Genomic DNA, 22,060 nt, shown 5'->3' on the forward strand with positions numbered 1-22,060 from the left:
GCCCTCTCTCCGGTCCTGCGGACCTGTCCGGTCGCGGACAAGCGGGCGCGCTGCAACGGGTAGCACAAATCTCCCCGGAGCATTGTTCTTAACAACACTTTAATTACTGGAACAGGAGGACTACTATCGGACCGGCTTTGCCAATTTGGGCGCAAACCTTTTCGCCCGCTGGCCATCGCCTTTGCCGACCCCCGAATCATTCAGGACACTTGGAGAGAGAGATGACCCTGAAGACCAACAAGTTGCGCGACGCGATCACCTTCGCGTTGTGCGTGGGCGCCACCAGCCTGGCCGGCATCGGCTTGGCCAACGCCCAGGACGGCGCTACCCCCGCTGCGCCGGCCGCCGCGCAAGAGGCGACGACCCTGGATCGCATCCAGGTCACCGGTTCGCATATTTCGATTCCCGGCCTCACCACCAACAGCCCGGTGATGACCGTCGACCGCGAAGAGATCAACCGCAACCAGCCGGTCACCGCCGAGGACTTCCTCAAGGTGCTGCCGGGTGCGACCCCGGCGATCGGTCCGGGCGTCAACAACGGCGCCAACGGCGGTGCCACCATCAACCTGCGCGGCCTCGGCGACAACCGCACCCTGGTGCTGATGGACGGCCGCCGCGTCGTACCGTTCAACCTGTTCGGCGTGGTCGACACCAACGTGATCCCGCTGGCGCTGATCGACAGCGTCGACCTGGTCACCGGCGGTGCCTCGGCGGTGTACGGCGCCGACGCGGTGTCGGGCGTCGTCAACTTCGTGCTCAAGCGCAACTTCGAAGGCGTCGAGGTCAACACCAGCTACGGCCAGTCCAGCAAGCAGGACGCCGACCGCCGCAACACCACGGTCACCATGGGCGTGAACCTGGACGACGGCAAGGGCAACGTGGTGCTGAGCGTCGGCAAGACCGACAACGATCCGCTGCTGCAGGGCGGCCGCAAGTACAGCGTCTTCACCCTGGATTCCACCGACGGCAGCCAGGGCGGTTCGAGCGTCGGCATTCCGACCCGCATCGGCCCGATGGGGCAGTTCAATCCGGCCACCGGCGCGTTCGGCGGCATCAACCAGCGCTTCAACTACAACCCGTTCAACTACTTCCAGACCGAACTGGACCGTTGGCAGGCCACCGCGCTGGGCCGCTACGAATTCAACGAGCACGCCGAAGCCTATGCGCAGGTGCTCTACACCCGTTCCGACGTGACCTCGCAGATCGCCCCGGGCGGCCTGTTCGGCGCCGGGTTCGACGTCAGCATCGGCAACCCGCTGCTGCCCGAGCCGGCCCGCCAGCAGCTGTGCTCGACCTTCAACATCGCCGCTCCCGACTGCGTCGTCGGCAGCGCCGCGACCTTCAACTCGTCGGTGCTGCGCCGCTCCACCGAGTTGGGCACCCGCAGCACCGACTTCCAGAACAAGGTCTTCCAGACCACCCTGGGCGTGCGCGGCAAGATCAACGACAACTGGCGCTACGACGCTTACTGGTCGCACGGCGAAGCCGACCAGCTCGTCGTCAACGGCGGCTTCCTGTCCTACACCCGCAGCCAGCAGGCGCTGCTGACCCGCGACGGCGTCAACTGCGTCGATCCGAGCGGCGGCTGCGTGCCGATCAACCTGTGGGGTCCGGAAGGCTCGTTCGGCACCGACGCCAAGAAGTTCCTGGAAGTGATCACCTTCGCGACCCAGCGGGTCGAGCAGGAAGTGTGGTCGGGCACGGTCAACGGCGACCTCGGCGACGAGTTCAAGAGCCCGTGGGCCGAGTACCCGATCGGCCTGGCGTTCGGTCTGGAAGGCCGCAAGGTCGAGGCGATGAACCAGGCCGACGCGGCCTCGCGCGATCCCAACGAAGTCCAGGGCGCCGGCGGCGCCAACCCCGACGTGCGCGGCAACCTGACCCTGCGCGAGGCCTATGTCGAAACGATCGTTCCGCTGATCAGCGGCAAGAGCGGCGCCTACGCTCTGAACTTCGAAGCCGGCTACCGCCACAGCCAGTTCAAGTCGGGCCAGACCGACGTCGACTACGGCAGCTACAAGTACGGCCTGGAATGGGCGCCGATCGAAACCCTGCGTTTCCGCGGCATGTTCCAGCGCGCGACCCGCGCCCCCAACGTCAACGAGCTGTTCCAGCCGCTGACCAGCAGCCTGGACAACAGCGCGGTCGATCCCTGCCAGGCTTCGGAACTGGCCAAGGTCGGCGGTCCGACCAGCGCCACCGGCGCGCTGTGCGTCGCCACCGGCGTGCCGGCGGCGATCCTCAACAGCGCCAACGGCATCGACGGCCCGAACTCCGGCCAGGCCTACGCCTACATCGGCGGCAACCCGATCCTGGGCCCGGAAAAGGCCGACACCCAGACCCTGGGCCTGGTGTGGCAGCCGACCAACGACTTCTCGGTCACGCTGGACTACTGGAAGATCGACATCAAGGACGCGATCACCCGTCCGCTGCTCGGCGACGCCCTGTTCGGCTGCTACGACCAGGCGCTCAACCCGACCCTCAGCGTCAACCATCCGATGTGCCAGCTGATGATCGGTGCGCGTCACCCCACCGACGGCTCGCTCAACGAAGGCGCGCGCGGCCCGTTCCTGGACCGCTCCAACAAGGGCCGGATCAAGACCGACGGCTGGGACCTGGGCGTGCGCTACGGCCTGCCGCTGGCCAACGAATGGGGCCGCATCGACTTCGCCCTGGATCTGACCAAGACCGACTCGTACGACTACCAGGCCGATCCGCTGGTGTACAAGCACGAGTGCGTCGGCGTCTATGGCGTGTCGTGCAACGTCGCCGCCGGCATCATCTACGACTACAAGTCGAACTTCCGCGCGGTGTGGTCGATCAAGGACTTCGAGCTGGGCCTGAACTGGCGCCACCTGAGCTCGGTCGACGTCGAGCCGGGCCCGATCACCTGGTACAAGCCCTACACCTCGATCGACGCCTACGACTACTTCGACCTGACCATGGCGTATGAGTTGCCGTGGAACGCCCGCATCAACTTCACCGTGACCAACCTGGCCGACAAGACGCCGCCGGTCGTGGGCGGCAACATCGGCAGCACCACCTACAACAGCGGCAACACCTTCCCGCAGTTCTACGACACCCTGGGCCGTTACTACACCCTGGGCCTGACGATGCGGTTCTAATAAAAAGCGTTACGATCCGAGTCATTGGAGGCGGGCTTCGGCCCGCCTCTTTTTTTGCCCCGGAATCGGGAATCGGGAATCCGAAGAAAGCATCGGCGAACCGAGCTGTTGTGGGAGGGGCTTCAGCCCCGACGCCTTCCGACCCGCTCGCCGTCGCGCTCCGGGACACCCGCATCGAAGCAGCAACCAATGCCGCCGTCGCCCCGGCGCCTCAGCTCTGCGCGCCGGCCAGGAACTCGCGGTGCGCGGCCATCATCGCGTCCACCATCCCCCGCTCGGCCAGCGACAGCAGCGGGTTCCACACGTCGAAGATCAGCACCACGCGCAGGTCGTCGCTGTCGTTGCGCGCTTCGTGCTCGATCGAATCGTCGAAGATCAGGGTTTCGCCGACCTTCCACTCGCGGCGCTCGAAGCCGACCCGGTAGCTGCAGTTCTCCGGGACGATCAGCGGCAGGTGCGCGACCAGGCGGGCGTTGGTCTCGCCGTGGTGCGGCGGGATGTGGGTGTGCGGCGCCAGCGCCGAGAACATCGCGTTCGGGCAGACGTCGGCGATGCCGGCCATCTCCACCGCCTCCAGCGCGGCGCGGGTGGCCGGGCAGCGCGCCAGGTGCGCGTCGACCGGCTGCGAGTAGCTCCACAGCTTGTAGGTGCTCCAGCGCCGCGAATGGTTGAGTTCGCGCCATTGGTTGACCGGGTCGCCGGGCTGGTACTCGATGTAGGGCGTGAACTCGGCCTGCTCGTCGCGCAGCGCCTGGCGCATCTCGCGCAGGATGTCGTAGGTGCGGCTTTCCAGCTCGGCCACCCAGGCGAACTGTTCGCGCTCGAAGAACGGGATCGCCGGCAGCCGCGGCACGCACAGCTGGTTGCTTTGCGACAGATAAGGCTTGCTGCGGCCGACCATGATCGAGGCCGCTTCCTGCCAGCGCCCGCGCGCGCCGAACGCCAGCGCTTCGCGCGGGCCGCCGACGCGGTGCTCGAGGAACGCGGCGAATTCGTCGCGGTATTGCTCGACCTTGCGCTGCGCCTGCTCCAGCTGCGGGCGCAGCATGTCCGGCCAGTGCGCTTGCGGCGGCGCCACCGTCAGCGCGTTCTGCCAGGCCAGCGCGGCCGCGCGCGCCTGGCCCTGGCGCTCCAGCCACGAGGCCTTGGCCAGCAAGCCGGCGAGGAAGTACGGATCCAGCGCCAGCGCGGCCTGGATCGCTTCGGATTCGCCCTGGGCGTTGCCGCGCTCGCGCTCGACCATGCCGATCGACAGCAGGATCATCGGGTCCTGCGGCGCGGCCGCATGCGCGGCGCGCAACAGCTCGATCGCGCCCTGGGCGTCGCCGCGCTGCAGCGCGTGGACGCCGAGGCTGTAGAGCGCCTGCGGATGCTGCGGCGCGAGCGCGCGCACCTGCTGCCACAGCCGCTCGGCGTCCTGCCAGCGGCCCGCGCGCGAAGCCAGGCCGGCGGCCTGGACCAGTTGGTTGACCTGTTCGCTCAAGACCGCGCCCCTGCCCCGGGTGATGGTGATCGGCCAGACCATACACCGCCGGGCGCGCTTCGCGCATCGCGCGCAACCGGCGAAGCGAAGCATGGGTTCGCTGGTTTGCCCGGTCGTAGGGCTATCGGCGAATCGGCCAACGCAGCCGGCAACCCACGAACGCAGCGCGAGGACGCAGGGCGCCACCTCGCCCACCGCATCCGCCGCTAAAACGACGACGGGCGCGAACCGGATCGGTTCGCGCCCGTCGCAGGCGACATCCGCCTCCCCGCCCTGCCCTACGCGGCAGGCCAAGGGGCGCCGCTCAGTTCAGGTCCAGGGTCGCGTCGCCGGAGAAGGTCTCCATCCGCACCCGGCCGCTGCCGCTGCCGTAGCGCTGCTCGAAGCTCGAACCCGGGCCGTGCTTGGGCCGCTGGATCTGCGCGTCGGGCGCGCGCAGGTCGCCGCTGAAGCTTTCCCCGCGCACCACCGCCGACAGGCTGCGCGGCAGGCGCAGGCGGACGTCGCCGCTGACCGTCTTCAGGCCGATCTCGCCGCCGTCGGCGAGGGCCACGTCGATGCGCAGGTCGCCAGACACCGACTCGCCGGACACCTTGTTCAAGCGCGACTCGTGCGCCGCGACGTCGATGCGTCCCGACACCGACTCCACCGAGACCTCGCCGGTAAGGCGGCCGCGCAGGTCGAGATCGCCGCTGACCGTCTGCGCCGAGACCTTGGGGCTGTTGAGGGTCAGCCGCAGGTCGCCGCTGACGCTCTCGATCTCGGCCTCGCGCGGCGCGCCGGCCACCACCACGTCGCCGCTGACGCTGTCGACCTTGAGCTCGCGCGAGGCCACGCCGGTGACGTCGACGTCGGCCGAGACCGCGTCGATGTCGAGTTTGGCGCGCAGCGGCACGGTGATGCGCAGGTCGGTCGGCTCGCTCTTGTCGCCGCCGGCGAGGAAGCCGATGCCGCTGCCGCGGTTGGGGTAGCGCACCTTGATCGACAGCTGCTGGCGGTCGCCTTCGATCTGCAGCCGCTCCACGCCGTCGCCGAGCTCGCCCTCGATCTTGACCTCCGGGCGGTCCCAGACGCGGACCTGGATCGAGCCTTTGACGTTGTCGATCTCGACGCTGCCGAGCCCGTCGAGCGGCCGGCTTTCGTTGATCGGGGTGGACGCCGAGGCCGGCAGCGCGGCGCCCAGGGCGAGGGCCAGCAGGCTGCCGGAGCAGGCGCGCAGGACGCTGCGGCGGCGAAAGGTGGCGGGCATCATCGGAGCGATCTCCTCGGATCAGGTGTAGGCCAGGCGCTGGGCGAGCGCGAGGCGGCGTGCGTAGGTGCGGCGCAGCTGTTCCAGCAGCATCCGCGAATCGGGGTCGTGCGAGAGCGCGTCGAGGATCAGCGCGGCGTTGCGGTCGAGGTCGTCGAAGGCCGGCTTCATCGCCACCGTGGCCGACGACACCGGCTCGACTTCGCGCAGCGCGGCCTGGTACTGCAGGGTCATGCCCTGGGCCTCGCGCTGGACCAGGCTCGGCGCGGCGGCCTGGGCCGCGGCGCCGCGGCCGGCGACCGCCTCGGCGGCCGGCGCGGCCGGGCCCTGCGCATGGAAGTGCGCGCCGATGCCGACCGCGAGCGCGGCCACGCTCGCGGCCAAGGCCAGCGGCGCCATCCAGTTGCGGCGCGCGGCGGCCGGGCGCGGCAGGGCGACGATCGCGGCCGGTTCCGGCGCGGGGCGGGCGGCGGCGGGCTCGACCCGCGCCGACGGCGACTCCGTACCGGCCGGCGCCTGCTCGCCCAGGCGCGCGGCGATGCCGGCCCACAGGTCGCGCTCAGGCGGCTGGTCGCGGCGCAGCGCGCGCAACTGCCAGCGCAGCGCATCGGGCAGTTCGCCTTCGCCGGCGCGCTCGGGGCCGCGCGGGTGGAGCTCGTTCTCGTTCATGCCTGTTCTCCGAGCCGGGCGCGCAGCAGGCTGCGCGCGCGATGCAATTGCGCCTTGGAACTGCCGACCGCCATGCCGAGTTCGACCGCGATCTCCTCATGCTTCCAGCCTTCCACGTCGTACAGCACCAGCACCGCGCGGGCGCGCGGCGGCAGGCTGGCGACGGCGCGTTCCAGGTCCATCGACAACGCGGTGACGTGGCCGGCCGAATCGGCGCTGCCGAGGGTGTCGAAGGTTTCCTCGTCGCTGTCCTCGAACGGCCGGCTGCGGCGGCCGCGCAGTTCCATCAGCGCGGTGTTGACCGCGAGCCGGTGCAGCCAGGTGCCGAAGGCCGACTCGAAACGGAAGTTCGGCAGCGCCTGCCAGGCGCGGACGAAGGCTTCCTGGGTCAGGTCCTCGGCGCGGGCGCCGTGGTAGCCGACCAGGCGCGCGATCACGCCGTGCACCCGGCTGGCGTGGCGACGGTACAGCGCCTCGAAGGCGGCCACGCCGCCGGCGGCGGCCTGCGCGACCAGGGCCTGGTCGGCGTCGGCGTCGAGCGCGGGGGCGGCGTCGGGCATGGTGTCGTTCACGGCGGTCAGCATACTGAGTCCGATGCGGGGTCGGGGCTCAGGGTTTAAGGGCATCGGGGCGGGAAACAGGGCGATGGGCCGGCGGCCGCGGACCCGTCGGCCGGTCTGGCGCGCGCTCCAGGCGTCATTCCCGCGAACGCGGGGATCCAGGGCTTTATCGCGACAGGACTCTGAAGTCTCTGGATCCCCGCCTTCGCGGGGATGACGTCTGCAACAGGCGCGGCTCGGCCGTATGCGGCCGCAACGGACGTCGCCCGAATCGCCGGCCGGAACGTCGACGGCCGCCCAGACGACGCGGCCCGAATGCCAGGCATCCGGGCCGCGCGGTCGAATCGCAACGCCCGCCCCTCTTCCGCCCGGAAGAGAAGCGGCCGGGCAGCTGTCAGCCCTTCAACGCCGCCGCGATGCGCTGCTGCTCGTCGTGCAGCGCCTGCGGCATGCGCGGGCCGTACTCGCGCAGGTACTCACCGATGCTGTCGAACTCGGCGCTCCAGCCGGCCGGGTCGAAGCCGAACAGCTTGGCCTGGGCCTCGTCGCTGAGCGCGACGCCGTCGAGGTTGAGGTCGCTCGCCTTCGGCAGGTGCCCGATCGGGGTGTCGGCCGCGCCGGCCTCGCCCTTGACCCGGCCGATCATCCACTCCAGCACGCGCAGGTTGTCGCCGAAGCCCGGCCACAGGAACTTGCCGTCGTCGCCCTTGCGGAACCAGTTGACGTGGAACACCTTCGGCAGCTTCGCGCCGCCCTGGTCGAACGACAGCCAATGGCTGAAGTAGTCGGCGAAGTTGTAGCCGCAGAACGGCTTCATCGCCATCGGGTCGCGGCGCATCACGCCGACCGCGCCGGTCGCGGCGGCGGTGGTTTCCGAGCCCATCGCCGCGCCGACCAGCACGCCGTGGGTCCAGTCGCGCGCCTCGAACACCAGCGGCACCAGCGAGGCGCGGCGGCCGCCGAACACGATCGCCGAGATCGGCACGCCGGCCGGGTTCTCCGCCTCGGGCGAATAGCTCGGGCACTGCCTGGCCGAGACGGTGAAGCGCGCATTCGGATGCGCGGCCGGGCCCTTGGCCGCGTCGAAGGCGTTGCCGCGCCAGTCGGTGACCGGGCTCTGGCCGTTGTCCAGGCCTTCCCACCACGGCTGGTGGTCGGCGGTGACGCCGACGTTGGTGAAGATGGTGTTGGTCTGGATCGAAGCCAGCGCGTTCGGGTTCGACTTGGCCGAGGTGCCCGGCGCGACGCCGAAGTAACCGGCCTCCGGATTGATCGCGTACAGGCGGCCGTCGGCGCCCGGACGCATCCAGCAGATGTCGTCGCCGACCGTCCACACCTTCCAGCCGGCCTGGCGATAGCCTTCCGGCGGGATCAGCATCGCCAGGTTGGTCTTGCCGCAGGCCGACGGGAACGCCGCGGCGATGTAATGCGTCTCGCCCTGCGGGTTCTCGATGCCGACGATCAGCATGTGCTCGGCCAGCCAGCCCTCCTGGCGCGCCTGGTGCGAGGCGATGCGCAGCGCATGGCACTTCTTGCCGAGCAGGGCGTTGCCGCCGTAGCCCGAGCCGAACGACTTGATCGCCAGCTCGTCGGGGAAATGCATGATGAAGCGGCGCTCTGGATCGAGCTCGCCGATCGAATGCAGGCCGCGCACGAACGAATCGCCGGACTCGATGCGCTTGAGCGCGGCGGCGCCCATGCGCGTCATCGTGCGCATGTTGGCGACCACGTACGGCGAATCGGTGATCTCCACGCCGCACCGCGCCAGCGGCGAGTCGATCGGGCCCATGCAGTACGGGATCACGTACATCGTGCGTCCCTTCATGCAGCCCTCGAACAGCGCGTCCATCTTGGCGTGCCCTTCGCGCGGCGCCATCCAGTGGTTGTTCGGGCCGGCGTCTTCGCGCTCGTTGGTGCACACGAAGGTCAGGTGCTCGACGCGGGCGACATCCTCCGGGTGCGAACGGTGCAGGTAGCTGCCCGGGTGGGTGTCCTGGTTCAAGGTCTCCAGGGTGCCGTCGGCCAGCATCCGCTGCAGCAGCGCCTGGTATTCGGCGTCGCTGCCGTCGCACCAGTGGATCTGGTCGGGACGGGTCAGCGCAGCCACCTGCGCCACCCACTGGTTGAGCGCCGGCAACGAACTGCCCGCGCTCCCCGGCACGGCAGTCGCGGGGGCGGGATCTTTCAAATTGGCATTCACGGCAGTGCGCTCCGGGGGATCGGAAAGGAAACGGGTTACGACGAGGGAATGAGCGTGGCCATCATGTGCTCGACATAGGCCTCGAACTCGTCGTGTTGCATGCGGGTCTGGTGCAGCTGCAGGTTCAGCTGCAGGAAGCCGACGTAGGCGGCGTAGAGCAGGCGCGCGCGATGCTGCGCGTCGGTGCGGCTCAGGCCGGCCTGGCGGAACGACGCGGTGAGGTAATCCAGGCGGCGTTCGGACACGCGCCCGATCACCGGCTGCACGGCCGGATGGTCCAGCGCCTTGAGCAGCTCGGAATAGATGATGTGCGACTTGACCTCGTGGGCGACGAGGTGGAACAGCGAGCGCAGGCGCTGGCGCGGGTCGGGGATCGGTTCGAGCTGGCCGAACACGGTTTCCTGTTCGACTTTCTCCCAGCGCTCCAGCGCCGCGACCAACAACGCATCGCGCGAGGGGAAGTGCCAGTAGAAGCTGCCCTTGGTCACGCCGAGACGGCGCGCCAGCGGTTCGACCGCGACGGCGGCGACGCCTTGTTCGGCGATCAGATCGAGCGCGGCCTGCGCCCAATCGTCGGCGCTCAGGCGTCCGCTGCGTTCGGGCTTGGCGTCGGCCTTGCCCTCGCTCTTGGCGGAGGCGGACGACGCGGAGGACTTGGCGTCGGCGGACGCGGTGTCGAGCGCGGGCTCGGGCTTGTTCGAGGCGGGCTGGTTCATGGATGACAAGTTTATCCATACGCCTCGGTCGGGGACAGTACGCAGTGCAGCAAACCCTGCATTGAGTCAGGTTCGCAACGGCCCGGGAAATTGCTGCAATGCAACAGAACTTCGGCGAAAACGCCCGATGCCCGGACCGGCGGGGCGCGAACGCAGCGTTGCGCGAAAAACCGCGGCGGGTCGGTTGACAGCACTCCAAGGGCGAACCCATACTCGACCGTATGTTATGCGTTTGATGCCAGCGTTTGAATGGACGGCATCACGCGCGAACCACCCGAACAAGCCCTAAATGGGGCCTGGCTCCCAAAGTCCGGCCTTCACCGCCAGATTGATTCCAGCCGCATCCCCTGGAGCGCCGTCATGAGTATCGCGATCCCCTTCCTCGCCTTCCTGCTTATCGGCGCGATCGCCGCCTACCACCGGCTGCGATTGCCGGTGTGGGCCGCGCTGACCGCGACCGCGCTGGTCGCCTGCTGGCTGCTCGGCGCCAACCCGACCGCGACCATCGTCGCCGCGGTGCTGGTCGCGCTGATCGCGCTGCCGCTGCTGATCCCGGCGATCCGGCTGCCGTTCATCACCAAGCCGCTGCTGGGCTTCTACACCAAGATCCTGCCGCCGCTGTCGGAAACCGAGCGCACCGCGCTGGAGGCCGGCACGGTCGGCTTCGAGGGCGAGCTGTTCTCGGGCAAGCCCGACTGGCAGCAGCTGCTGAGCCAGCCCAAGCCGGTGCTGACCGCCGAGGAGCAAGCCTTCCTCGACGGCCCGACCGAAGAGCTGTGCAAGATGACCAACGACTGGCAGATCACCCACGTCGATGCCGATCTGTCGCCGCAGCTGTGGGACTACATCAAGAAGAACAAGTTCTTCGGCCTCAACATCCCCAAGGAATACGGCGGCCTGGGCTTCAGCGCGCTGGCCAACCACAAGGTCATCCAGAAGCTGGCGTCGATGTCGAGCGTGGTCAGCTCCACCGTCGGCGTACCCAACTCGCTGGGCCCGGCCGAGCTGCTGATGCACTACGGCACCCAGGAGCAGAAGGACCACTACCTGCCGCGCCTGGCCGACGGCCGCGAAGTGCCCTGCTTCGGCCTGACCGGCCCGTGGGCCGGTTCGGACGCGACCTCGATCCCGGACTACGGCATCGTCACCATGGGCGAGTGGAACGGCGCGCGCGTGGTCGGCGTCAAGCTCACCTTCGACAAGCGCTACATCACCCTGGCGCCGGTGGCCACGCTGATCGGCCTGGCGTTCCGCATGTACGACCCGGACGGCCTGATCGGCGACAAGCGCGACATCGGCATCACCCTGGCGCTGGTGCCGCGCGACACCGCCGGCGTCGAAGTCGGCCGCCGCCACTTCCCGCTCAACTGCACCTTCCAGAACGGCCCGATCCACGGCCGCGAAGTGTTCATCCCGCTGAGCCAGCTGATCGGCGGCGAAGCCTACGCCGGCAAGGGCTGGCAGATGCTGGTGGAATGCCTGTCGATCGGCCGTTCGATCACCCTGCCCTCCTCCGGCAGCGGCGGCGCCAAGATGGGCGCGATCGTCACCGGCGCGTATGCGCGCATCCGCAAGCAGTTCGGCCTGTCGGTCGGCCGCTTCGAAGGCGTCGAGGAAGCGCTGGCGCGCATCGCCGGCCACGCGTACGCGGTCAGCGCGCTGTCGCAGGCCACCGCCGCGGCGGTCGCGCGCGGCGAAAACCCGGCCGTGCCCTCGACCATCGCCAAGTACCACTGCACCGACATGGCCCGCGACGTGGCCAAGGACGTGATGGACATCCACGGCGGCAAGGGCATCATCCTCGGCCCGAAGAACTACGCCGGCCGCAACTGGCAGGCGGTGCCGATCATGATCACGGTGGAAGGCGCGAACATCATGACGCGCTCGCTGATGATCTTCGGCCAGGGCGCGATCCTGTGCCACCCGTGGGTGCTCAAGGAAATGAAGGCGGCGATGCTGCCCGACAAGGCCGAAGCGCTGCGCGAGTTCGACAAGAACCTGTTCGGCCACATCGGCTTCGCCATCTCCAACGCGGTGCGCAGCCTGTGGTACGGCCTGACCGCCTCGCGCATCGGCGCCGCCCCGGGCGATACCTACACCCGCCGCTACTACCGCAAGCTCAACCGCTATTCGGCCACGCTGGCGCTGATGGCCGACACCTCGATGCTGCTGCTCGGCGGCAAGCTCAAGTTCAAGGAATCGCTGTCGGGCCGCCTGGGCGACGTGCTCAGCCAGCTCTACATCGCCAGCTCCATGCTCAAGCGCTACGAGGACGAAGGCCGTCCGGTCGGCGACCAGCCGCTGCTGGCCTGGGCCTTCCACGACGCCGTGCACAAGATCGAACTGGCGCTGTCGGGCGCGCTGCGCAACTTCCCGATCCGTCCGGTCGGCTACCTGCTGTGGGCGCTGATCTTCCCGTGGGGCCGCCGCGCGCAGGCGCCGAGCGACCGCCTCGGCCACCGCGCCGCGGCGCTGCTGATGTCGCCCAACGACGCCCGCGACCGCCTCGCCGAGGGCGTGTTCCTGACCCCGTGCGCGAACAACCCGGCCGGCCGCATCAACAGCTACCTGCAGAAGGTGATCCTGGCCGAGCCGGTCGAGCGCAAGTTCCTCAAGGCGCTGAAGAACAGCGACATCCAGGCGCTGGACTTCGCCGGCCAGCTCGACGAGGGCGTGCGCGAAGGCTGGATCACCGCCGATGAACGCAAGCAGCTGGAAGAACTGCGCGAGATGACCATCGACGCGATCAGCGTGGACGACTTCGACGCTGCCGAGCTGCGCTCGGCGGGTTACAAGCCGTATCCGCAGGACAGCGCCGGCCGCGGCGACACGCGCGCGGCGGCGTAAGCGCGCGGCGCCCGCGCATGCGAGGCGATGCATGACTGGAACGGCGGGCCTTCGGGTCCGCCGTTTTGGTATGCGGCGCTTGCGGCGCCCGACCGCGGCCGATCAACCGCGACGCCACCCTCCTACCGTCATTCCCGCGAAGGCGGGTTCCGCTTTACTTCGGCGAAGCCGAACATCCAGAGACTTCAGAGTCATGTCGCGGTAAAGCCCTGGATTCCCGCCTTCGCGGGAATGACGATTGGTAAGGACTGCGCGAACTCCCTCTTCAACGACGAGCCCAGCACCATGAGCGCCAACGTCCTCGCCCTGTACAAAAAACTCACCCGCTACCCCGCCGGCCACTGGCTGTTCTCGCGCGCGGTCTGCATGAAAGCGCCCTACTTCGGCAGCATCAAGCCGCGCTTCGAATCGCTGGAACCCAACCGCTGCACCGCGACGATCAAACACCGCCGCGCCGTCACCAACCACCTCGGCACCGTCCACGCCATCGCCATGTGCAACCTCGCCGAACTCACCGGCGGCGTGATGACCGACGTCAGCATCCCCAAATCCATGCGCTGGATTCCCGTCGGCATGCAGGTCGAATACCTGAAGAAAGCCGTCGGCACGCTGCGCGCCGTGGCCACCCCGGCCGCGCCCATCGTCGAGTCCGATGCGCCCTACGACCTGCCGGTGAACGTGGACATCCACAACCCGGCCAACGAAACCGTGTTTCGCGCGCGCATCACCATGCGCGTGTCGCCGCGCAAATCGTAAGCGCTGCGCGACCGCTCGTCGGCTGTAATCCCCGCGGCGACCGCGCGCGTCCGTGCACGCGGGTCGCCCGCGTTGGTCAGGGGTAGGAGATCCATCCCCCACAGGACGTAGCGCCGGACCGTCATCCGCTGTACTTCCCCCGTTCTTCTCGCTCTTGCCTGCCGACCGCGCGGGCCGGGTCTTCCTGTGCCGTCGCGCAGCCGCGCGGCGGCGTGTCCCTATGCCGATGAGGATAGCCGTCATGGCCAAGAGCCCCGCCCCCCAAGCAACGCTGACGTTGAAGATCGAACTGGAGAAACCCGCGCAAGGCGAACTGCACGCCTACGCCTTCGACCGCAACGGCCGCATGATCGCCCGCGCGCCCGTGCGCGACGGCGCGACCACGCTGCCGTTGAGCGAGAAACAAGCGCGCGAAAGCCGCGTGTTCCTCGCTCCCGACAACGCCGACAAACAACCCACCCTGCGCGACATGCAGCGCGCCCACGGCTACGAGATCGTGCTCGCCGACGGCCTGCGCGGACGCCTGACCGATCGCGTGCGCGTGCCCGGCCGCATCGTGGATCTGTGGCCGTTCTGCTTCTGCCCGGTGCGCGGCCGCGTGGTGCGCCCGGTCGGCCCCGCCGGCCACACCCAGGATCGCCCGGTCTGCGGCGCGCGCGTGCACATCTGCGAAGTCGACCGCTGGCCGCGGATCATCGCCCAGTTGCCCGACCGCGACATCCTGCGCCTGCGCGACGACCTGCTGCACGCGGTGCTGCGCAAGATCCCGGTGCCGCCGCGCCCCGGCCCCGATCCCGGCCCGATCGCGCGCATACGCTCGCCGCTGCGGTTCCCCGGCGTAGAAACCGCGATCCATCCGCAGCCGCAACCCAACCTCGCCGCGCTCGCGCGCAAGAGCGCCGACCGCGTCGCGCTCAACCCGCAACCGCTGCCGCCGGGCATCGCGCTGCAACTGCAGGGCACGCCGCTGGCGGGATTGACCGCATCCTCGGTCAACCAGGTCCGCAGCGCGCTCACCCTCAACATCGATTCGCTGAAGTACTACCTGTGCCTGTGGCCGTGGTGGTGGTGGCGTTTCCGCTGCGACGAGTTGGCGGTGGTCGAGACCGACGCCTTCGGCCGCTTCGAAAAACTGCTGATCTTCCGCTGCGACGGCGACCATCCCGACCTGTATTTCTGGGTCGAATACCCCATCGGCGGCAGTTGGGAAACCGTGTACCGCCCGCCCATCGCCTGCTGGACGCACTGGAACTACGTGTGCGGCAGCGAGGTGACCTTGCGCGTGGACGACCCGCGCGTGCCCGCCTGCGGCGGCGACCCCGACCTGCCGGGCCTGAGCGTGGCGGTGATGTCGATCGGCCGCGGCGTGAGCCTGAGCGAGATCCAGAACAACGGCCTCAGCGACGACGGCGCGCCGTTCGGCGGCAAGATCGAACCGCGCGTATGGATGAGCCGCGGCAACCTCATCGCCGCCGGCGTCACCCACTATCGCTGGTCGTACCGGCGCCTGACCGGCCCAGACGGCGCCGCGCCCGCCGTCGGCGCATGGACCATCGTCACCCGCGACGTGACGCGCCACTACTCGGTGCTCGGCCCGGGCGGCCTGCCCGCGTTCCCGTCCGACCCGATGGGCCCGGACGGCGACAACAAGTTCCGCATCCAGCCGCCCGACCCGCCCGCGCCCGGCTTGGACTGGGAAACCCTGGACGAACGCGAAGACCTCGCCAGCGCGCATTTCGAAACCACGCTGCTGCCCAGCGGCCTGCCCGCCGGCGCCAGCGACGCGGAGAAAGCCGCGGCCACGGCCGGACAGTACGAACTCAAGCTGGAACTGCTGCGCGCCGACAACAGCGTGGTCGATTGGACCGCCGCCGGCATCGCCCTGGCCATCGCCGACGAAGCCGCGCCGTTCGGCGCCGACGAAGTCGACACCGTCGCCGCGCCCGCGTTCAACCGCTTGATGAGCGGCGCGCACCTGGTCGGCTTCCGCATGATCCTGCGCGTGGACAACAACCGCTGCGACGCCGACATCCGCCCGGTGTCCGGCGCCGGCCTCGGCGTGGATGCCGAATGCGGCTTCATCGAGTACCAGCCCGGCGCGGTGGCGACCGTGTCCTTCCTCGCCCGCCACCCGTGGGGCTTCGCCACCTTCGACTACACCACCACGCGCGGCACCGCCACCGCCGTGCCTCAGGCCGATACCGGCGGCATCGTCGGCGCCGCCAGCGCGGCGTCCACCGACGGCAACTTCAGCGAAGGCCCGGACTTCGTCTATTCCAAGCCGGTGCCGGTCAACACGCTGCTGACGGTGAACCCCGGCCTCGGCGGCGGCTGCGCCAACGCCGCGTTCGCCGAAGTGCTCAACGTCTGGGGCACCGCCACCGACGGCTACGGCAGCCTGGGCTACAACGCCCACGACGCCGCGGCCTACGCGTTGGCGGTGCCGTGCGATTGCCATGGCAACGGCAACGGACACGACCACTGAAATCCGCGTCCGCCCCGCGCGCACGCACGCGCGCGGGGTGCGACACCGGTGCGCGCCCGCGGCGGCGCGCATCGGCTAGAGTGCGCGCATGGACGCCACCGCCTGGATCTACCTCGCCGGCTTGCACAGCCTGGGTTTCGCGTTGTTCCACGTGGGGTTCTGGAAGCTGTTCGGCTGGCGGCAAACCTTGCGCAGCGCGACGGTCGCCGACCGCGCGATCATCCAGATCCTCAACCTGCGGCTGATCTACGTCGCCGCCGGCGTCGCCGTTTTGTGTTTCTGCTTCGCCAACGAATTGCACAGCACTCCGCTCGGGCGCGCGGTGCTGTTGGGCATGTCGTTGTTCTGGGTCGGGCGGACGATCGAGCAGTTCGTGTTTCTGCGGATCAATCGGCCGATGGTGCATGCGTTGACGGCGCTGTTCGTTTTGGGGGCGGTGTTGTTCGCGGTGCCGTTGTGGCTTTCGGTTTGATGTGCATCGTGTGCGTCAACGTTGCGCACGACTGAAAAAAGCTTCGCGAACGGCTATTGACAAGCGTTTTTGCGAGTAGCAGGCTCCGCGACGGAGCGTAGAAACTCCTTACGTAGCGGTAGCCACCTCCGAAATACCGGTGGTTTTTTTTGTGCCCGTTCTTCGGGCACTGCCGACGCATGCGTCCTGCGTCGGGAGGGCGGCGAATACAACACCCGAAAGGGGAATAAGCCCGCCGTCTACGTACGGTTTCTAACCTCCCGACATCCCGCCTGCGCGTCCGCGCAGCGCAGGCCACTGGCTCATGGAGAGGAGTACCGCTTATGCCCCGAAGAACCGCGCCCGCGATCCCCGCGCACTACGTCCTGCTGCCCGCCGACGCCTACCACGGCCTGCAAGCCTTCCGCGACGAACTGATCGGCATCGCCCAGACCATCGACCCCGCCACCGCCCCGTCGCCCGACCTGCGCAGCAAACCCGAACGATCGCGCCGCCGCGCCCTGGCCCACGTGTTCCGCCTGTGGGCCGACCAAGTCCACGGCAACCTGCAGACCGCCCGCGCCGACTAAGCCCCTTCACCGCCCACCGGTCGCCGTCCAGCCGGCGGCGACCTTCGGCCCCGCCCCAGACGCGCCCCGAACCGCCGCGAACGCACGCCGCGCCGCCTCAATCGCAACGCTCCCAGGCTTGCGCGCAAGCCGATCCGGGCCAGCCGCAAGCCACCGCGCTCCGCCGTCGGCCCGTGCCGCCCGGGCGCAAGCCCCGAACTGCCGGCCGCAAGCCGTCCAGCCTTGCGATGCCGCGTCTTTTCGCTTTGCGCGCCGGCCAAATCGCGTTGCCCGCAACACCCGATGCATCGGCCGCAAGCCTTTTTGCCTTGCGCGCAGCGCCGAATGGATCGTGGCCGCAAGCTCCGGAGCGTTGCGCGCAAGCCTTCCGGGTTGCGCGCAAGGCCATCCGTCTTGCGCGCAACGCTCAGCGGACCTGCCGCGAGACGCATCCGCTCGCGGCCGGGATTCGGCGGTTTGCGGCCGGCCGACTTCGTCTGGCGCGCTTGCGTCCGCAAGCCTACGAGCCGCTATCCGGCGATGCATCCGAACGTGAGCAGGCGTTCATCCGCCGCAGCCCAAGGTCGCGACGAGCTCAATCGGCTGCGCCCGAGGCGGGAATCGCCAGCCCTCGACGACACGGCCCGCGCGCCGGTCGCAGTTTGGATCGCGCGACGACTGCCTGAACCTGACATCTGCGGCCGCACCATCGGGCGAGACAACGAACTGGACTTTCACCCTGGGCCCCGCCGGATCGCCAAGCTTGCCGGCCTTGTCGTTTATCGGCTTCGGCGCAGCGCCTGCCGAATGGATCAGCGCCAGCACATCAAGCGCAGGGCCCTGGCCCCAGGAAGCATTCCCCGAGCGCTTGCTTACGACGATCTTGTCCTTGCCAGGGGCGCCTTCGATTCCGGTAAACGGCGTGACCTCCCACTCGGAGCTTCGCTCCACCGCGGGCGCAACCGGCCCACAGCCGGCGATGTGGCGCCGGCAATAGAATTGCGCGATGACGCCGGCCTGGCGTTGCGTGACGCCCGATTGGAGATCGACCGGACCGATCTCGTCGGCCAGATCCCGCGCCACCGTCTTGATCTCTTGCGCGTTCGCGAACGAGCAAGTGCCGAGCAACAGAACCGACAAGACGGTTTTTTTCATTAGCCCAATTGTCCATGTACGGGCGCCGATCTTCGCGGCGGGTCCGGCCGCAAAGGCAGGGCCGCGTTGCCGGGGCTTGAACCTCGCAGCCCGCCCCGATGATTCGAGCTCCGGCCTAATCGGGGTGCTGGGGGAACGTGTCCTTTTGCATGCGCGTGCACCCGCCGTTCCGGGTGAAGAACGGGGGCGCGACCGCGATTTCGCTATGGCATCGGTATCCGACGTCGTACTGGACCCGCCGATACTTGAATCCGAACTTCTTCTGCAGCGAATCCAGAACGCAGGATGCCCGCAAGTCCCCTGCCCGTAGCAGACAGTGCTTCGCCGCGCGCGCGACGATGCGCTGTGCCGTGTCGTGCCTGCGCTTTGTGTAGCCCTCGTCGGGATCGAGGAAATAGAACAAGACGAAGGCGGCGTCCCATGCTTCTGCAGACGACTTGGCACCGACCCCCATTACTTCCTGACACCAATCGCCCCCGCAGAACTCGATGGAGCCTTCCGCGGCACGAGGCCAGTATTTCGCTGCCGGATAATCGCTTTTGAGCGTTTCCAGCGCCTGCAACGCATCGGGAGCCGCGTGGACAGCGGGAACGGTCGCGAGCGATGCAATAAGCGAAGCACAAACGGCGAGTAGGCGCATGGCATCACCAAGTTGCTGGAGCGCGCGGAGCAGGCGGGTACGCTGCAACGCGATCATCGGCCAAGCCGTCCGGCGACACAAGAATCGGGTGGCTCGGCTTCGGCTTCCAGCGGGTCATGCCGCTCGCTTCACGAGGGCAAATGCACGAAGCCGCGCCTTGCGACACCGCCCAGGCCTGGCCGGCTCACGTCCAGACGAGTACGTATCAGGCCGACCCGACCCCAGCCAAAGCTCCGATCAAGCAAACGCCCCGCACTGGCGGGGCTTTGCTTTCGAACCCGCTCAGCCGGCGCCTTCCGGCTCGGGCTCGGGTTCCGCCGCCTGCCCCACCGACATCAGCACCACCCCCACCACCACCGACAGCCCGACCAGCGCCGCCGCTGCATACCCCACCCCGCCGACGCCGACCGCATCGATCACCCGCCCGCCGATGATCGCGCCGACGCCGATGCCGAGGTTCGCGCCGGACACGTTGAGCGCGGCGGCGAACGCCGGGGCCTGCGGGGCGGACTTCATCACCCGCACGTGGCTGACCGGGAACAGCGCGGCCTGGGTGATGCCCCACAGGGCCAAGGCGACGGCGAACAGCGGCAGGGTCTGCACCGACGGCACCACCAGCACCAGGCCCATCGCCAGCGGCACGCTGAAGATCAGCGAGGCGCGCAGCGGGTGGCGATCGACGATGCGCCCGCCCAGGGTGTTGCCGATCAGGCCGACCGCGCCGAAGGCCATCAGCGCCCAGCCGACCACCGAGCCGTTGAAGCCGGCCAGGCGCTCGAACATGTCGGCCAGATAGGTGTAGGCGGTGAACATGCCGGCGAACAGGATCACCGACATCAGCACGTGGCCGACCACGCGCGGGTCGCGCAGCACGCGGAACTGTTCGCCCAGCTTCGGCGGCTGCGCGCCGCGGCTGTCGGGCAGGAAGGCGTAGAGCATGCCGGCCTTGAGCAAGGACGCGACGGCGAGCGCGACGAACGCGGCGCGCCAGCCGAACGCGTCGGCGATCAGGGTGCCGGTGGGGACGCCGATCACGGTGGCGCAGATCACGCCGAAGGAGATCATCGAGATCGCCTTGCCGGCGCGATCCTGGCCGGCGATATCGACCGCGGTTTCGCTGGCCAGCGCCCAGAACACCGGCACGCCGAGCGCGGGGATCAGGCGCGCGAGCGCCATCACCCCGAGGTTCGGCGCCATCGCCGCGACCACGTTGGAGGCGGCGAACAGCAGCAGCACGATGATGAAAAGGCGCTTGCGCTCGAAGCGGGCGAAATAGGCGGTGAGGAACGGGCCGCTGGCGGCGACCGCGAAGGCGAACAGGGTCACCAGCAGGCCGGCCTGCGACACGCTCACGCCGAGGTCGCGCGAGAGCGAGGGCAGCAGGCCGACGAGGATGAATTCGGTCGTCAGCACGGTGAAGCCGGCGGCCGAGAGCAGGATCAGGGGCAGTAACACGGCGGACTCCAAAGACGGCATGTCGCCGGCGCGCGCGATTGCGCGCCGGAGCGACGAGGAAGAGAAGGGATTCGCAGGGAACCGGGCCGGCGTGGCGTGGCCGGCGAGTGCGTGCACTCTAGGCGGGCGCGAGGGCGGGATAAACCGCAACGCCGCGCCGGTATTGTTCCGGAGCGGGGACAATGCGCGCAAGCCCTGGCGTTGCTGGGTTTGGCGGGTTCGGCGCGGATCGGGACTGTTTATCCCGGATCGCGAACTAGTAGCGCGCGACCGGGTGCGGCACAGTGGCCGGCGCTCGTGGGAGGGCCTTCAGGCCCGATGCTGTCCGCTCAGGTCGCAGCGATCCGAAACAAGCGCATCGGGCCTGAAGGCCCTCCCGCAAAAGCAGGGAACCTCGGGCCCGGAGGCCCTCCCACCCGTTCGCCGACACCCGTCACACCGCCTGAAACATCGCCGGCCTAGGCTCGACGCCCTGTCCAACCCGAGGCGACCCGACATGGCAAAGGTTCTGGTGCTTTATTACTCCGCGTACGGCCACTGCGAAAAGATGGCCGAAGCCGTCGCCGAGGGCGCGCGCGAAGCCGGCGCGCAGGTCGACATCAAGCGCGTGCCCGAGCTGGTGCCCGAGGACGTCGCGCGCAAGTCGCACTACAAGCTCGACCAGGCCGCGCCGGTCGCCCAGATCGCCGACCTGGAGCACTACGACGCCATCGTCGTCGGCACCGGCACGCGCTTCGGCCGGATGTCTTCGCAGATGGCCAACTTCCTCGACCAGGCCGGCGGGCTGTGGGCCAAGGGCGCGCTGCACGGCAAGGTCGGCGCGGCGTTCACGTCCACCGCGACCCAGCACGGCGGCCAGGAGACCACGCTGTTCTCGATCATCACCAACCTGCTGCACTTCGGCATGGTGATCGTCGGCCTGAACTACGGCTATTCCGGGCAGATGCGCCTGGACGAGGTCACCGGCGGCTCGCCGTACGGCACTACCACCATCACCGGCGGCGACGGCTCGCGCCAGCCGACCCAGAACGAACTCGACGCGGCGCGCTACCAGGGCCGCGAAGTGGCGCAGACGGCGCTGAAGCTGCACGGCTGAGTTCGGCCGCCGCGTCGCGCCCGCGCTGGGTTGCGCCGGTGGCGGATGCGGCGATTCGATTCGCCGGCGCGGCTTCGGCGGATGGAAGCGGTTTGTGGGAGGGCCTTCAGGCCCGACGCCTTTCGATCAGCTCGGAACGAAAAGCGTCGGGCCTGAAGGCCCTCCCACAACAGCAGGCCGCGCTACAGGTCCCGCATGCCGGCGGCCTGAGCGGCCGCCGCGATCACAGCAGCCACCACGCCGCCAGCGCGGCGATCGCCGGCACGGCCTGCACGTAGAAGATCCGGCGGCTGACGGTCGCCGCGCCGAACGCGCCGGCGACCACCACGCAGGCCAGGAAGAACGTCGCCACGTCCTGGCGCGCGCACACCAGCGCCCACACCAGGCCGGCGACCAGGAAGCCGTTGTAGAGCCCCTGGTTGGCCGCCAGCACCTTGGTCTGCTCGGCCTTGTCCGCGTTCATGCGGAAGGTCTTCATGCCCAGCGGTTTGGTCCACAGGAACATTTCCAGGACCAGGAACCAGGTGTGCAGCAGGGCGACCAGGGCGGTCAGGGCGACGGCTAGCCAGGGCATGGGGCGGGCTCTGAAGTAAGAAAGCGCAGC

Annotated in this window: 17 protein-coding genes; 7 read left to right on the forward strand and 10 right to left on the reverse strand. The window is 69.0% G+C overall.

Annotation, left to right across the window (positions count from 1 at the left end; translation table 11 throughout):
* Positions 1–221: 221 nt before the first annotated feature.
* Entirely contained in the window at positions 222–3,125 is a 2,904-nt protein-coding gene (locus BLV01_RS11005; RefSeq protein ID WP_091798811.1) for a TonB-dependent receptor domain-containing protein, read from the forward strand.
* A 211-nt stretch (positions 3,126–3,336) separates the two neighbouring features.
* Here BLV01_RS11005 and BLV01_RS11010 read toward each other — a convergent pair whose 3' ends face one another.
* The 6 genes from BLV01_RS11010 to BLV01_RS11035 form a co-directional block, all read right to left on the reverse strand.
* Complete coding sequence (locus BLV01_RS11010; protein ID WP_254782595.1) at positions 3,337–4,608, reverse strand: aspartyl/asparaginyl beta-hydroxylase domain-containing protein; 1,272 nt, start codon at positions 4,606–4,608, stop codon at positions 3,337–3,339.
* A 304-nt stretch (positions 4,609–4,912) separates the two neighbouring features.
* Positions 4,913–5,860, reverse strand: a complete 948-nt coding sequence (locus tag BLV01_RS11015) for a DUF4097 family beta strand repeat-containing protein (protein WP_091798816.1) — start codon at positions 5,858–5,860, stop codon at positions 4,913–4,915.
* Positions 5,861–5,878: 18 nt separating this feature from the next.
* Positions 5,879–6,526, reverse strand: a complete 648-nt coding sequence (locus BLV01_RS11020) for a hypothetical protein (RefSeq protein WP_091798819.1) — start codon at positions 6,524–6,526, stop codon at positions 5,879–5,881.
* Complete coding sequence (locus BLV01_RS11025) at positions 6,523–7,110, reverse strand: RNA polymerase sigma factor (RefSeq protein WP_254782597.1); 588 nt, start codon at positions 7,108–7,110, stop codon at positions 6,523–6,525. The genes BLV01_RS11020 and BLV01_RS11025 overlap by 4 nt, the downstream gene beginning before the upstream one ends.
* Before the next feature lie 370 nt (positions 7,111–7,480).
* Positions 7,481–9,274, reverse strand: a complete 1,794-nt coding sequence (locus BLV01_RS11030; protein WP_254782599.1) for a phosphoenolpyruvate carboxykinase (GTP) — start codon at positions 9,272–9,274, stop codon at positions 7,481–7,483.
* Positions 9,275–9,321: 47 nt separating this feature from the next.
* A complete protein-coding gene (locus tag BLV01_RS11035; RefSeq protein ID WP_091798825.1) occupies positions 9,322–10,002 on the reverse strand; it encodes a TetR/AcrR family transcriptional regulator in 681 nt (226 codons plus the stop codon).
* Between the two features lie 360 nt (positions 10,003–10,362).
* Here BLV01_RS11035 and BLV01_RS11040 point away from each other — a divergent pair, with 360 nt between their 5' ends.
* The 5 genes from BLV01_RS11040 (at position 10,363) to BLV01_RS11060 (ending at position 17,131) form a co-directional block, all read left to right on the forward strand.
* Entirely contained in the window at positions 10,363–12,849 is a 2,487-nt protein-coding gene (locus BLV01_RS11040; RefSeq protein WP_091798828.1) for an acyl-CoA dehydrogenase, read from the forward strand.
* 285 nt (positions 12,850–13,134) lie between these two features.
* On the forward strand, positions 13,135–13,605 hold the full coding sequence (locus BLV01_RS11045; RefSeq protein WP_091799168.1) for a hotdog fold domain-containing protein: 471 nt from the start codon (positions 13,135–13,137) through the stop codon (positions 13,603–13,605).
* 241 nt (positions 13,606–13,846) lie between these two features.
* Positions 13,847–16,090 carry a hypothetical protein gene (locus tag BLV01_RS11050; RefSeq protein ID WP_139178616.1) on the forward strand — a complete coding sequence of 748 codons (2,244 nt, stop codon included), beginning with the start codon at positions 13,847–13,849 and terminating at the stop codon, positions 16,088–16,090.
* Positions 16,091–16,178: 88 nt separating this feature from the next.
* Positions 16,179–16,562: a hypothetical protein gene (locus tag BLV01_RS11055; RefSeq protein ID WP_091798835.1), complete on the forward strand. Its 384-nt coding sequence runs from the start codon at positions 16,179–16,181 to the stop codon at positions 16,560–16,562.
* A 323-nt stretch (positions 16,563–16,885) separates the two neighbouring features.
* Entirely contained in the window at positions 16,886–17,131 is a 246-nt protein-coding gene (locus tag BLV01_RS11060) for an XAC0095 family protein (protein ID WP_091798838.1), read from the forward strand.
* Between the two features lie 543 nt (positions 17,132–17,674).
* Here the strand turns inward: BLV01_RS11060 and BLV01_RS11065 are convergent.
* The 3 genes from BLV01_RS11065 to BLV01_RS11075 form a co-directional block, all read right to left on the reverse strand.
* Positions 17,675–18,265, reverse strand: coding sequence for a TonB family protein (locus tag BLV01_RS11065; protein WP_091798842.1), 591 nt, complete (start codon positions 18,263–18,265; stop codon positions 17,675–17,677).
* 115 nt (positions 18,266–18,380) lie between these two features.
* Positions 18,381–18,962, reverse strand: a complete 582-nt coding sequence (locus BLV01_RS25395; RefSeq protein ID WP_139178617.1) for a hypothetical protein — start codon at positions 18,960–18,962, stop codon at positions 18,381–18,383.
* A 225-nt stretch (positions 18,963–19,187) separates the two neighbouring features.
* Positions 19,188–20,360: an MFS transporter gene (locus BLV01_RS11075; RefSeq protein ID WP_091799171.1), complete on the reverse strand. Its 1,173-nt coding sequence runs from the start codon at positions 20,358–20,360 to the stop codon at positions 19,188–19,190.
* A 496-nt stretch (positions 20,361–20,856) separates the two neighbouring features.
* Between BLV01_RS11075 and wrbA the strand changes: the two genes are divergently transcribed.
* Positions 20,857–21,456, forward strand: a complete 600-nt coding sequence (wrbA, locus tag BLV01_RS11080) for an NAD(P)H:quinone oxidoreductase (RefSeq protein ID WP_091798855.1) — start codon at positions 20,857–20,859, stop codon at positions 21,454–21,456.
* Between the two features lie 223 nt (positions 21,457–21,679).
* Here the strand turns inward: wrbA and BLV01_RS11085 are convergent, their stop codons facing one another.
* Positions 21,680–22,030, reverse strand: coding sequence for a DUF1304 domain-containing protein (locus tag BLV01_RS11085; protein WP_091798860.1), 351 nt, complete (start codon positions 22,028–22,030; stop codon positions 21,680–21,682).
* Positions 22,031–22,060 lie beyond the last annotated feature (30 nt).

Source organism: Lysobacter sp. yr284, assembly GCF_900107375.1.
In the GTDB taxonomy this organism is placed as follows: Bacteria; Pseudomonadota; Gammaproteobacteria; order Xanthomonadales; family Xanthomonadaceae; genus Lysobacter.